The sequence below is a fragment of the Pseudooctadecabacter jejudonensis genome (assembly GCF_900172275.1).
Classification (GTDB): Bacteria; Pseudomonadota; Alphaproteobacteria; order Rhodobacterales; family Rhodobacteraceae; genus Octadecabacter; species Octadecabacter jejudonensis.
The window spans coordinates 175,387-189,133 of the sequence record NZ_FWFT01000002.1 but is presented as its reverse complement, the minus strand read 5'-3'; the positions used below and the strand labels follow the sequence as shown (position 1 = coordinate 189,133).

Here is a 13,747-nt window from a genome sequence, read left to right as displayed (position 1 = left end):
TTGTCCCGATCCCTGCACAGCCGCAGAGGTGCGGCGCCGTCAAGCCACGTTTTTCGCAACCGGCATAACGCGGTTTCGGCCGCCGTTCTTGGCGTCATAGAGAGCGACATCGGCTTGTTTGAACAAACGGCTTGGGCTGGATGGAAGGCCGTGTGTCACAGCGCAGCCAACGCTGGCACCGATTTCGAAATCCACACTGCTAAACGACATGGGCTGACGCGCGTCTTTGATGATCGCGCGTCCCAGATCCACAGCGTCCTCTAGGCTTGGACAGCGGGGGACGATGATTGCAAACTCATCCCCGCCAAGGCGGAACGCCTTTGCCTTTGTATCGCATCGGTTGACCAACCGTTCCGCAGTCTTGACGAGAACCATATCCCCTGCGGGATGTCCCAATGTGTCGTTGACCCACTTGAACCGATCCAGATCGAGAAGAAGGAGGCCGACGCCACTGCGGTCCCCATGCAACGCTTCGTCAATCTCCCCGTCAAAGGCGCGCCTGTTGGGCAGGCCCGTCAACGGATCCTCAAATGCCGCCAGTTCGAGTTCACGCCGAAGGACCTCTAACTCTTGGTTCTTGGCCGACAGGGCTGCGTTCGCGGTCTCTAGCCGTTCCAACGCTTCCTTTTCGAGTGTGATGTCGTGGCCCGTGCCCCGATATCCTTTAAATCGTCCCTCAGGATCGAACACCGGATTGCCAGACACGCGGAGCCATAGATACCCGTCGCTCAACTGACGCTTGATTTTATATTCAAGGTTTCGGAACGGGCGATGATTGTACAAGTCTTCAAGGTGCGCTTCGAAACTTGCGTTATCCGGACAAACGGCGAGTTGTTCGTCTCTGCGTTTGCCCAGCACATCCTCCGGCCGAATCTTTGTGACCTCCTGCATTCGCGCAGAAAAATAAGTGAAACGATGGTCTGCATCCGTTTCCCAAAACCAATCCGATGCTATCCCAGCGAAGTCCTCTAAATCACGCACACGATTTTCCTCACACCAAACTTCGCGGTATAGTACGGGCGGAAATCTTAATTCTACGTTTAATTTTGGGGGGCGTGGCGGCGACACAGAAGGCGCATGCCGCCACAAAGATCATGTCAAAGGCTCAGTTGATAACTGACAGGCACATACCGAAACCGGCCTGCGTCGACCTCTTCCACATAACCCACACCGGGGAAGGGCATGTGATACCCGATCAGGGGCATTTTTTCAGCGGCGACCATGCCCAGCACCGTTTTGCGGGCTGCGGCAGCGGCGGCTTTATCGGCATCGAACCGAACCTCCCATTCAGGGTAGGCCAATGACCAGACGTAGTGGTTGGCCAAATCCGCCATCAAAAGCACCTGCTTTCCGCCACTCTCAAGCATATAGACCATATGGCCCGGCGTATGGCCGAACGCCGCCATCGCGGTGACGCCAGAGGCCACGTCGCCCCCATCCGCGATGAATGTCATTTTCTCTGCAAGGGGGCGGACCTTGGCCTCAAACCCGTCGTTGCCCAGCCCCGCCCAATGGTCAAACTCGGCCTGTCCAGTCACGTAACGGGCGTTGGAAAAGGTGACATCGCCCGCGTCATTGGTCAAACCGCCGATGTGGTCCCCATGCATGTGGGTCAGGACGACGACGTCGATATCGTCCGGCGCCAGCCCGGCTTGGGCGAGGGCGGCAGTGGTGCCTGCCGCCGATGGGCCCGCATCAAACAGCACGGTTTCAGTGCCTGTTTGCACCACCGTCGGCGTAAAGTAGAACTGGGATTGATCCGTTGGCAGGAAATTTGCCGCACTCACGGCGGCGAATTCCTCTTCGGACACGTTCATGCCGAAAATACCTTGCGGGTTGTCGACTGCGCGGGAACCCGCAAGCAATGTAGAGACCGCCATGTCGCCCATCTCAAACGTGTTCTGAATGGCGTTTTGCGGGTCGGCGGCATGGCCCTCTGCGCCTGCGGTGTTTGGCAACTGGGCCACGGCAAAGGGCACGGCGGCCCCTGCAAACAAAGCGGATCGACGTGTAAAATGTGGTAATTTCATCATATGTCTCCTGTGATCTACCCAACATCAATTAGGTCGAAGACGGATCGCGCCAAATCAGCGCCACCATGACAATACTGTGTTCGGCAAAGCCGCGTTTCAAAGATTGTTTCCCAAGCGGCAACAAACCGCTTTGTCAGACGGGCCAATTTCGGTAACCCTCCAGCCCATGAGCAGCGAACACAAAAACCAGACAGACGCCGAACTTCACGCCCTTTGGGATGAGGTCATGACGATCCTGAAAACAGGTCAAAACACCATCCGTCCACGGCAGAAAATCCTGTGGTTGATGGACCAGGACGTCGACAAAAAGTCCAAGCTATACATGCAAAGCTTTTTAGGCATTTGCGCCATCGGCCGTTTGCGGCCCGGAAAAGCGATGGGCACCATGGCGCGGTATCGCAACGTCTGCAAACGTCAGGACCGAATGCCGGAGTTTGACGCGTTTGTTGACCTGTTCAAATCCTATTTGCACCCGGTGGCTTTGACCCCGCACGGCTATCACGAAAACACGTTTGCCAACCTTGATGCCTCTGAAATCGCGGCGGATGTTGATGCCGCCCTTCAGATGCTCAACGAGGACGGGTTTGAGGCCTTTATCAATTCCGGCACCCTATTGGGCATGGTGCGAGATGGTAGTTTCCTGCCCCACGATGACGACATTGATCTGGGCGTTCTGCTGAAGGCGAATGATCCGGTACGTGCGGCACGGGAATGGAAATTCGTAGCCCGCAGCCTCAAGGCGCGCGGTTTGCTGGACGGGATGACGAACGACGACCGCGGCATCCTGAAACTGATCACCAAGACCGGCGTGCAGTTTGATCTGTTTCCCGCATGGATCGACGACAACGACATGGTGTCGGTTTATCCCTACAGTGCCGCAGCGGTGCACAAATCCGATCTGTTGCCACTGAAGCCGACCGGCCCGTTTGATCTGATGGGCCCCGCCAATCCTGACCCGATCCTCGCGGTCAATTACGGGCCCGGATGGAAGGTGCCGGATCCTTACTACACCTATCAAATGGGCAAACAGGATGTGGTGTTTGAGGATTATTTGCGGACGTGTCGCGAAGCCCATCCCGGACCGCGCACGGTGATCACCTACGGCACCTTTGATCTGTTTCACGCGGGCCACGTGCGTCTTCTGGAACGTCTGGCAAAGCTGGGTGAAAGACTGGTGGTCGGGCTGTCCACTGATGAATTCAACGCGCTAAAGGACAAAAAAGCTGTCTGCTCGTATGAGGATCGCAAAGAGGTGCTTGAGGCGTGCAGTTTCGTTGATCTGGTCATCCCCGAAGAGACATGGGACCAAAAACGCAGCGATGTGATCGAACACAAGGCCGATTTGTTCGCCATGGGCGATGATTGGACCGGCAAGTTTGATGACCTGAAAGACCTGTGTGACGTGACCTATCTGCCGCGCACCGAGAACATCTCGACCACCGATTTGCGCCAGCGCGTGAAATCCGCAGGCGAGGCTAAGGCGGCCAAAACATAACGTTTTCCAAGACTGAAAGCGGTACTTTTTGGGGACCGCTCTGTCTGGTTTGATTAAAATGCCATGCGTTAAATTGGGGCGTTTCCCGATCGGGGCGACAATCTGTTAACTTTGACGCATTAGCAGGTTGGGGCATCTGTGTTTCCCTGAAAGCGACGTGTTCATCGTGACCTTCGTTCGCATCTTTAATCTGCTTGTTGGCAATCCGCGTACGTTATGGCGCCGGTATTTGCTTGCCATGCTGTTCGTCGGGGTCTTCATCGCGGGGTCACATCTGGCCCAGATGCGCGCGGTTGAGGCGGCAGCACAAGACGCAACAATCATCAATGTCGCGGGAAAACAACGGATGCTGAGCCAGCGGATTTTGCTGCTTGCCCTCACACCGGAAGAGGAGCGTACCCCGGCGTCCGACGCGGCACTGGAACAGGCGCTTTGGACGTTTTCCACCTCAAACGACTGGCTGGTCAATCGCCCCCATATGTCTGATATCACACGGGCGCATTATGTGTCCGAAGGTGATCTGGATCAGATGTCGCGGGCCTATATCGACCTGACGCGGCGCGTTTTGACAGAACCGGACGGTGCCCGTCTACTGCCTGTTCTGCAGCAAGCCAGCGTTCCGCTTCTGGCCAGCCTCGACCGTGCGGTCAATCTTTGGGAAACAGACGCCCGCGGACGTACCGATGCGCTGACCAATCAATCCCACATCATGTTGGCCATCGCGTGTACCATCCTCATCCTCGAAGGACTCCTGATTTTTCTGCCGGCCCAATACAGCGTCCGCCGAACCTTGGCAGAGATGGAACGCTCCCACGAAGAGATCACGGCCAAAACCCAACGGATTGAGGCGATCGCCGAAGATCTCCATCACGCTGCCTTTCACGACACGCTTACGGGGCTGGCCAACCGGGCCCAGTTGTTCTCGGTTCTGGAACAGGCTTTGGACGGCTGGCTGGACAGCGGGGCCCCTGTTGCCGTCATCCAGATTGATCTGGATCACTTCAAGGCCATCAATGACACCTATGGCCATCCTGCGGGCGATTATGTTCTGCAAGAGGCCTCCAGACGAATGGCGGAACTGGTCCGCCCGCAGGATCTGGTCGCGCGGATGGGCGGCGACGAATTTGTTGTGGTCGCACCTTTTAAACACTGGGAAGACGTCAACGAACAACTTGAGGCGATGGGCCAAGCCATGATCGCAGAGATTTCGCGTGGCGTGCAGTATGACGGCATTGACCTGACCTTAGGCGCAACCATCGGTGCCGCGCTGGCGGGGCCAAGTGCCAAGACATCCGATGAATTGATCGCGGCCGCAGATCATGCGTTGTATCTGGCCAAAAATGCAGGCCGTGGCCGATTGTGCATCGGCGATTTCGTCTATGAACCGCCCCTTGGGGACGTGGCGGCGTAAGCCGGTCGCCCCAATGCGGGCCGTGCCGCAGCAGCCCCCTTCACAAACGTCCCATTGCCGACTAAATACCGACCCATGAACGGGCTGCGATTCGCGGTGCGTTCTATCGTCCGAGACGGTGGGTGAAGCCTTGCTTCATAAATCCTGCCCGAGGCGGGAAAGAAACGAATTTGACTGGTGCTCTCCATGGGCTCCATCCTTGTTCGGCTCAACCCCCGTTAAATATGGACAACAACGTCGGGCCCCTTGGGGCTTTGGCAGAATTGAGCCGGGGCGCGGACCATCCAACCCCCAAACTTGGAGTGAAACTGTGGATAGAGCCCAGAAAGAAAAATTGGTCGAAGAGCTCGGCCAAATCTTCGAAAGCTCTGGCGTCGTTGTGGTTGCCCACTACGAAGGCATGACAGTTGCTGAAATGCAGGATCTGCGGGGTCGCATGCGCGACGCTGGCGGTTCTGTGCGCGTCGCCAAGAACAAGCTCGCCAAAATCGCCCTCGACGGTAAACCATGCGAAAGCATCGCGGATTACCTGACGGGCATGACCGTCCTCTCCTATTCTGAAGATCCTGTGGCTGCGGCCAAGGTTGTTCAGACATACGCCAAGGAAAACGACAAGCTCGTGATCCTCGGCGGTGCCATGGGTGAGAACGCTCTGGACCCTGCCGGTGTGAAAGCCGTGTCCGAAATGCCATCCCGCGAGGAGCTTATCGCCTCCATCGTTGGTTGCATCGGTGCACCTGCTGCCAACATCGCTGGTGCCATTGGCGCGCCTGCTTCGAACGTCGCAAGCATTCTCTCGACCATCGAAGAGAAGGCTGCGTAAGCAATCTGACTGCCATCGTAGGGAAGACCCCTCACGTTGGAACACAAATTTAGAAATGGAAAAGCACAATGGCTGATCTGAAGAAACTTGCCGAAGAGATCGTCAACCTGACACTTCTCGAAGCACAAGAACTGAAAACCATCCTCAAGGATGAGTACGACATCGAGCCCGCAGCTGGCGGCGCTGTGATGATGGCTGGTCCTGCTGGCGGCGACGCTGGCGGTGCAGCAGAAGAGAAGACAGAATTTGACGTCGTTCTCAAGAACGCTGGCGCATCCAAGATCAACGTGATCAAGGAAGTTCGCGGCATCACGGGTCTGGGCCTCAAAGAAGCCAAAGACCTCGTCGAAGCTGGCGGCAAGATCAAAGAAGGTGTCGACAAGGCAGAAGCCGAAGACATCAAAGGCAAGCTGGAAGCAGCTGGCGCCGAGGTCGAGCTGGCCTAAGCCACGCTCTTCTTTGGAAGATCAAAGACGGCGGTCCCGAAAGGGGCCGTCGTTTTTGTTTGGGGATAACATTTCAGGCTTTGCTGCATTTCGGAATTCGATGCCCGACCTTGTTTTGGCAGAGGTCTTCTGCTCAAACTGCTTTCGCAGTCCTGTTCAGCGCAAAGGCAATTGTTTTCGAGGCCTTCTATTGTGATGGAACCCATCCTATTTCTACGGCATGATGCACAATACTCTCTACCGATTTCAGCGTCGTCAAAAAACGGCACTTTTTTGGCTCGCCATTCTGTTTCTTGTTTTGTCTTTTGCTTGGTGGATCGTGGAAATTCTTGACTGGTCGTTCCCTTTAGAGCCACTGGTCGTCTTTGTTGGAGGGTTAACGACTCTTACCGCTATTTATTGGCCGTTTCAGGCTTCAAACGTCAACAATCGCCTCTGCGGCCGCACCACATTTGGATACAAGGCAAACAACGGCCAATTTCTTATTGGAAAAGATGAAGCGGAACTCACTTTGAAATTTTCAAATGCTTCGGGAGAGGCTATTCATTTGTATTCCGATCCCGCGAATGTTTCACGCATTGCTTTGGCAACGGGGGCCGGCCAAATTTCTGATATCAAAGACGTCACGGTTTTTGACTTCTCTAACCGTGTCGTGACACCAAAGGAAAACCAAATCGTTTGCCTTCAAAACGTGTTGGGTAACTTCGCGTGTATTCATATTCACGATGTAAAAGGTGAGTCCCATGGCGACAGCGTTTCTGAAGTGATTTTCTCATATGTTATTCTTCCTGACGGCAGCACAGATTTTTCTTAGGCGGGTTCTGAAGCTCTCCGATTTACTCTGAAAGCCGTCATTGGTGCGCGTCGCCATCGCCACATCAATCCTCACTCCCCTGGCCCATCCCCCACCTTTAAACTGGACCTATGCGCTCGTCCCATATGGCGCTAAACATCCCGGGATGGAGGAAACATGGACGGTTCAGTTCTCACACTCGAAATGATGGTTGTCCTTGGGCTGCTGGCGTTCACCGTTTTTCTGTTTGTCTCTGAAATCATCCGCATTGATCTTGCCGCTCTTCTGGTGATGGCCCTTCTGGGGATCCTCAGCACCGTGCCGGGCTTGGGCAATCTGTCTGATGGGGCCGATTTGTTTGCTGGCTTTTCGTCCAACGCGGTCATCTCGATCATCGCCGTGATGATCGTGGGCGCGGGCCTCGACAAGACCGGTCTGATGTCCAAAGTCGCGGCGCTGATCCTCAAACGCGGGGGCACGACCGAAGGGCGCATCATCCCCATCGTGTCCGGCACCGTCGGCGTCATCTCATCCTTTATGCAAAACGTCGGCGCCGCGGCGCTGTTTTTGCCCGTGATCAGCCGCATTTCAGCGCGCACCGAAATTCCCATGTCGCGCCTTGCCATGCCCATGGGCTTTTGCGCCATTCTTGGCGGCACGATCACAATGGTCGGCTCATCGCCCCTGATCCTTCTGAATGATCTGTTGGCGACGGCCAATGACATGTTGCCTGCGGGCCAACAAATGGAACCCTTTGGGCTGTTTTCGGTGACCCCCATCGGCATCATGTTGGTGCTGACGGGGGTCCTGTATTTCGTGTTGCTGGGCCGCTGGATCCTGCCCGGCCAGCGGGGTAGGGGGGAGGACGCCGGTGCCGCGCGGTCCATGCAGGACTACATCGAAAACACCTACGGCCTGCGCGCGGATATGTTTGAACTCAGCGTGCCGGAGGGGTCCATTCTCATCGGCCAAACCCTGTCCGACGTCATGGTGGCGCACCACCTTTACATCCTCGGCACATCCTACAAGGGTCACAAGGTCATCGCGCCCATGGCCGACACCGTGATTGAGGCCCCGTGCCGTTTGGCTGTTCTGGGCCTGCGCCGCGCGTTGGAGGATGAATTTTGCACACCCTACAACGTCAAAATTCTGCCAGCCCTCGATATCTTTGCCGATGATTTCGCGGCCACGGAATCCGGCGTGGCGGAGGTGGTGATCCCACCTGGGTCCTCTGTCATCGGCCAAAGCCCGATTGATCTGCGTCTGCGGTCCAAACACGGGCTGTCGATTTTGGCGATCCACCGCGGGGAGGACACGCTCAGCCATGTGGAAACCGAAGACCACGTCGCCACCCATATCGGCGCGGTGCCCCTACAGGCGGGCGATACGTTGGTCGTACACGTGCGCTGGGAAAAGCTCACCCGCCTGAAACAAGACCGCGATTATGTCGTCGTGACCTCCGATTTCCCGCAAGAGGAGTTGCGCCCCAACAAGGTGAACTGGGCCCTTGGGTTTTTTGCGATGACGTTGGGCCTGATCCTGTTCACCGATCTGTTGTTGTCCCTGTGTCTGCTGGCAGGCGCGCTGGGCATGATCCTGTCGCGCGTTCTCAGCATTGATGAGGCTTATGACGCCGTGAGTTGGAGCACCGTTTTCCTTCTCGCGTCCCTCATCCCGCTGGGGCAGGCGGTGCAGAACACTGGCACGGCGGCATGGATTGCCGGACAAATCCTGACGTTGCTGGACGGCTGGCCGCTTTGGGCGCTGCAGGCTGGTCTTGCGGTTCTTGCCACGGCGTTCACGCTGGTGATGTCGAATGTGGGCGCCACTGTCCTTTTGGTTCCGCTTGCCGTCTCCATCGCGTTCGAGGCGGGCGGCGATCCGGCGATTTTTGCGCTGACGGTTGCGATCTCAACCTCGAATTCCTTTCTGATCCCCACCCATCAGGTCAACGCGCTGATCATGGGGCCTGCCGGCTACCGCGTGGTGGATTTTGTGCGATCCGGCGGGATCATGACGATCCTGTTTTTGGTGGTCTCTCTGGTGGGATTGTCCATTTTCTTCTGATGGTCAGGGCGCATTTGCCAGACATCAGCCATACCTGTGCCATACGCAAACCATACGGGAACCATACGCCCTGTTTTGTGGTTAGCCCTTGACCCAAGGATGGGACTGGGGGCAAACTATGACCCAACCAAGTGGAGGGGCGCGCCCCCTTGCCAAATATCTTTAGACATCCTAAATAACCGCGAGATGCGGCTTCGATTGATTCGGGGCCGCCTTTTCTGTCTTGCAATATGGAGCCGACACACCCTTCGAAAAACTTAACGTTTTCAAGGGGAAGGCAAAATATTGCGCTCTGTCTTGGTAAGGGCCCTGCGGGGTGTTTTCCAAGGTAGATTTGGGGTCGAGGGCCGCGCTTTGGGTCGCGCGGCGAGAATGGACCCCCTTTTTGCTGTCTCGTATGGCCGCAGGTCAGTCGCCCAACTGCCCTGCACCGTTGAGAAAATTTGAAAGGTTTTCAGACACATGGCGCAAACGTTCCTCGGTCAGAAACGTCTCCGTAAATATTATGGCAAAATCAACGAAGTGCTTGATATGCCGAACCTCATTGAGGTTCAGAAATCCTCCTATGATCTGTTCCTGCGCTCCGGCGACAGCGACACGCCGCTGGACGGCGAAGGGATCAAGGGTGTGTTCCAGTCGGTCTTCCCGATCAAGGATTTCAACGAAACCTCCATTCTGGAATTCGTGAAGTACGAGCTTGAAAAGCCAAAGTACGACGTTGAGGAATGTCAGCAGCGCGACATGACCTATTCCGCGCCGCTAAAGGTCACCCTCCGTCTGATCGTGTTTGATGTCGACGAAGACACGGGCGCGAAGTCCGTGAAGGACATCAAGGAACAAGACGTGTTCATGGGCGATATGCCCCTGATGACACCGAACGGCACCTTTGTTGTGAACGGAACGGAACGCGTGATCGTGTCCCAGATGCACCGCTCTCCTGGTGTGTTCTTTGACCACGACAAAGGCAAAACGCACAGCTCGGGCAAGCTGCTGTTCGCCTGCCGGATCATTCCGTATCGCGGGTCGTGGCTCGACTTTGAATTCGACGCCAAAGACCTTGTGTTCGCGCGCATCGACCGTCGCCGTAAGCTGCCAGTGACAACACTGCTGTACGCGCTGGGCCTCGATCAAGAAGCGATCATGAACGCCTATTATGACACTGTCGATTACACCTACGACAAGAAGGCGAAGGGCTGGAAAACCAAGTTCTTCCCCGAACGTGTGCGCGGCACCCGCCCGACGTTCGATCTGGTCGATGCCAAATCTGGTGAAGTGATCGGTGAAGCGGGCAAGAAAATGACGCCCCGCGCGGTCAAAAAGCTGATCGACGAAGGCGAAGTGACCGAACTTCTCGTGCCTTACGAACAGATCGTTGGCAAATTTGCCGCCCTCGACATCATCAACGAAGAAACCGGTGCGATCTACGTCGAAGCCGGGGATGAGTTGACGTTGGAAATGGACAAAGATGGCGAAGTCATCGGCGGCTCCCTGAAGGAGCTGGTGGATGCTGGCGTCACCACCATTCCTGTCCTCGACATCGATAACATCAATGTCGGCCCCTACATGCGCAACACCATGGCGTCGGACAAAAACATGTCCCGCGAAACCGCGCTGATGGACATCTACCGTGTGATGCGCCCGGGCGAGCCGCCCACCGTTGACGCCGCATCGACCCTGTTCGACAGCTTGTTCTTCGACGCCGAGCGGTATGACCTGTCTGCCGTGGGCCGTGTGAAAATGAACATGCGCCTCGCACTTGAGGCCGAAGACACGCTGCGCACCCTGCGCCGTGAAGATATCGTATCCTGTATCAAGGCGCTGGTTGAATTGCGCGATGGCAAGGGCGATGTGGACGACATCGACCACCTCGGCAACCGTCGTGTCCGCTCCGTGGGTGAGCTGATGGAAAACCAGTATCGCGTTGGCCTTCTGCGGATGGAACGTGCGATCAAAGAACGTATGTCCTCGGTTGAAATCGATACGGTCATGCCGCAGGATCTCATCAACGCGAAACCTGCTGCCGCTGCCGTGCGCGAATTCTTCGGCTCTTCGCAGCTGTCGCAGTTCATGGACCAAACCAACCCGCTGTCGGAAGTCACGCACAAGCGTCGTCTGTCCGCACTGGGGCCAGGCGGTCTGACCCGCGAACGTGCCGGCTTTGAGGTCCGCGACGTGCACCCGACCCACTATGGCCGCATGTGCCCGATTGAAACGCCGGAAGGGCCAAACATTGGTCTGATCAACTCGCTGGCGACCTTTGCCCGCGTGAACAAATACGGCTTCATCGAAACGCCATACCGCAAGGTTGTCGACGGCAAGGTCACAGACGAAGTGTCCTACATGTCTGCGACCGAAGAAATGCGTCACACGGTGGCGCAGGCCAACGCGTCCTTGGATGAAAACAACGTCTTCACCAACGAAATGGTCAACACCCGTCAAAACGGTGAATACACGCTGGCCCCCACGGGCAACGTGGACCTGATCGACGTCTCGCCCAAGCAGTTGGTCTCCGTCGCGGCCTCGCTGATCCCGTTCCTTGAGAACGACGACGCGAACCGCGCCCTGATGGGCTCGAACATGCAACGTCAGGCTGTGCCTTTGTTGCAGGCTGAGGCACCCTTGGTTGGTACAGGTATCGAAGAAGTGGTTGCCCGCGACTCCGGTGCGGCGATCATGGCCAAGCGCGGCGGGATCATCGACCAGGTCGACGCCACACGTATCGTTGTGCGCGCCACGTCCGACCTTGAGGTCGGCGACCCCGGCGTTGACATCTACCGTATGCGCAAGTTCCAGCGCTCCAACCAGAACACCTGCATCAACCAGCGTCCGCTGGTGAAGGTGGGCGACACAGTCGGCAAAGGTGAGGTCATCGCAGACGGCCCCTCCACGGATATCGGTGAACTGGCGCTCGGCAAGAACGTCGTCGTCGCGTTTATGCCGTGGAACGGCTACAACTACGAAGATTCCATTCTGATCTCCGAGCGTATCGTGCGCGACGACGTCTTCACCTCTATCCACATTGAGGAATTCGAAGTCGCCGCCCGTGACACCAAGCTTGGGCCAGAGGAAATCACCCGCGACATCCCCAACGTCGGTGAGGAAGCTCTGCGCAACCTTGACGAAGCGGGCATCGTCTATATCGGTGCAGAGGTTGGCCCTGCGGATATCCTGGTCGGTAAGATCACGCCAAAAGGCGAAAGCCCGATGACGCCAGAGGAGAAACTCCTTCGCGCCATCTTCGGTGAGAAAGCCTCCGACGTTCGCGACACCTCCCTGCGTCTGCCACCCGGCGACTTCGGGACAGTTGTTGAGGTTCGCGTCTTCAACCGCCACGGTGTCGAAAAAGACGAACGTGCCCTGCAGATCGAACGGGAAGAGGTCGAACGCCTCGCCCGTGACCGCGACGACGAGATGACGATCCTTGATCGCAACATCTACGCCCGTTTGCGCACCATGATCGAAGGCAAAACCGTCGCCAAAGGCCCCAAAGGCATCAAGGCTGGCACGACCATCGACGCGGCCCTGCTGGACGATATGCCCCGCAGCCACTGGTGGCAGCTAGCGCTGAAGGAAGAAGGCGACGCACAAATCGTCGAAGCCCTGAACGAACAGTACGAAGCGCAGAAAAAACTGCTCGACGCACGGTTCGAAGACAAGGTCGAGAAAGTGCGCCGCGGCGACGATCTGCCCCCGGGCGTGATGAAAATGGTCAAAGTCTTTGTGGCGGTGAAGCGTAAGCTGCAGCCCGGTGACAAAATGGCCGGTCGTCACGGCAACAAGGGTGTCATTTCCAAGGTTGTCCCGATGGAGGACATGCCGTTCCTCGCAGACGGTACGCCAGTCGACTTCGTTCTGAACCCGCTCGGCGTGCCATCGCGTATGAACGTCGGTCAGATCCTTGAGACGCACATGGGTTGGGCCGCACGCGGTCTGGGCCTGCACATCGACGAAGCCCTTGGCGAATACCGCCGGTCCGGTGATCTGACACCTGTCCGCGACGCCATGAAGATCGCCTATGGTGACAATGTCTACGAAGAAGGCATCGAAGGCATGGACGAAGGCCAACTGGTCGAGGCCGCAGGCAACGTGACCCGCGGTGTGCCAATCGCAACGCCCGTCTTTGACGGCGCAGTTGAGGCCGACGTCAACGATGCGCTCAAACGTGCTGGGTTCTCTGAATCCGGTCAGTCGATCCTGTTCGACGGGCGCACCGGTGAACAGTTCGCACGGCCTGTGACAGTGGGCATCAAATACCTGCTGAAACTGCACCACTTGGTCGACGACAAGATCCACGCCCGTTCTACGGGGCCGTACTCCCTCGTCACGCAGCAGCCGCTGGGTGGTAAGGCGCAGTTCGGTGGTCAGCGCTTCGGTGAGATGGAAGTCTGGGCACTCGAAGCTTACGGCGCCGCCTACACCTTGCAGGAAATGCTGACGGTGAAATCGGACGACGTGGCAGGCCGGACGAAGGTCTATGAAAGCATCGTCAAGGGCGAGGACAACTTCGAGGCTGGCGTGCCAGAATCGTTCAACGTTCTTGTGAAAGAAGTCCGCGGGCTAGGCCTCAACATGGAACTCCTGGATGCGGAGGATGATGAGTAACCAAAATTTCCTCGAAATTTTGGGCGCAGGCTTTCGATGAAAGCCTGCCTCACCCCTCCCACCATACTGAAAAGGTA

The 13,747-nt window shown here is 56.9% G+C and carries 9 protein-coding genes; 7 read left to right on the top strand and 2 right to left on the bottom strand.

The annotated features are described in order from the left end of the window. Positions 1-39: 39 nt before the first annotated feature. Entirely contained in the window at positions 40-981 is a 942-nt protein-coding gene (locus PSJ8397_RS17385) for a sensor domain-containing protein (RefSeq protein WP_306372137.1), read from the bottom strand. Positions 982-1,097: 116 nt separating this feature from the next. Continuing rightward, positions 1,098-2,033 carry an MBL fold metallo-hydrolase gene (locus tag PSJ8397_RS05990; RefSeq protein WP_407691738.1) on the bottom strand — a complete coding sequence of 312 codons (936 nt, stop codon included), beginning with the start codon at positions 2,031-2,033 and terminating at the stop codon, positions 1,098-1,100. Positions 2,034-2,199: 166 nt separating this feature from the next. Here PSJ8397_RS05990 and PSJ8397_RS17410 point away from each other — a divergent pair, with 166 nt between their 5' ends. From PSJ8397_RS17410 to rpoB, 7 genes are all read left to right on the top strand, one after another. Then, positions 2,200-3,528 (top strand): adenylyltransferase/cytidyltransferase family protein, encoded by a 1,329-nt coding sequence (locus tag PSJ8397_RS17410; RefSeq protein ID WP_085863686.1) that lies wholly within the window; start codon positions 2,200-2,202, stop codon positions 3,526-3,528. Between the two features lie 157 nt (positions 3,529-3,685). After that, on the top strand, positions 3,686-4,939 hold the full coding sequence (locus PSJ8397_RS05980; RefSeq protein WP_159453096.1) for a diguanylate cyclase domain-containing protein: 1,254 nt from the start codon (positions 3,686-3,688) through the stop codon (positions 4,937-4,939). A gap of 310 nt (positions 4,940-5,249) precedes the next feature. Continuing rightward, complete coding sequence (rplJ, locus tag PSJ8397_RS05975; RefSeq protein ID WP_085863684.1) at positions 5,250-5,762, top strand: 50S ribosomal protein L10; 513 nt, start codon at positions 5,250-5,252, stop codon at positions 5,760-5,762. A 68-nt stretch (positions 5,763-5,830) separates the two neighbouring features. After that, positions 5,831-6,208, top strand: coding sequence for a 50S ribosomal protein L7/L12 (rplL, locus tag PSJ8397_RS05970; protein WP_085863683.1), 378 nt, complete (start codon positions 5,831-5,833; stop codon positions 6,206-6,208). A 220-nt stretch (positions 6,209-6,428) separates the two neighbouring features. Further along, entirely contained in the window at positions 6,429-7,022 is a 594-nt protein-coding gene (locus tag PSJ8397_RS05965; RefSeq protein ID WP_085863682.1) for a hypothetical protein, read from the top strand. Between the two features lie 156 nt (positions 7,023-7,178). Further along, positions 7,179-9,068 carry an SLC13 family permease gene (locus PSJ8397_RS05960; protein WP_085863681.1) on the top strand — a complete coding sequence of 630 codons (1,890 nt, stop codon included), beginning with the start codon at positions 7,179-7,181 and terminating at the stop codon, positions 9,066-9,068. A 462-nt stretch (positions 9,069-9,530) separates the two neighbouring features. Then, entirely contained in the window at positions 9,531-13,670 is a 4,140-nt protein-coding gene (gene rpoB, locus PSJ8397_RS05955; protein WP_085863680.1) for a DNA-directed RNA polymerase subunit beta, read from the top strand. Positions 13,671-13,747: the final 77 nt, after the last annotated feature.

Coding starts and splice junctions, on each gene's coding strand:
- rplL (WP_085863683.1), top strand. CDS start 5,831: ATGGCTGATCTGAAGAAACTTGCCGAAGAGATCGTCAACCTGACACTT.
- PSJ8397_RS05960 (WP_085863681.1), top strand. CDS start 7,179: ATGGACGGTTCAGTTCTCACACTCGAAATGATGGTTGTCCTTGGGCTG.
- rpoB (WP_085863680.1), top strand. CDS start 9,531: ATGGCGCAAACGTTCCTCGGTCAGAAACGTCTCCGTAAATATTATGGC.
- PSJ8397_RS17410 (WP_085863686.1), top strand. CDS start 2,200: ATGAGCAGCGAACACAAAAACCAGACAGACGCCGAACTTCACGCCCTT.
- PSJ8397_RS05990 (WP_407691738.1), bottom strand. CDS start 2,033: ATGATGAAATTACCACATTTTACACGTCGATCCGCTTTGTTTGCAGGG.
- PSJ8397_RS05965 (WP_085863682.1), top strand. CDS start 6,429: ATGATGCACAATACTCTCTACCGATTTCAGCGTCGTCAAAAAACGGCA.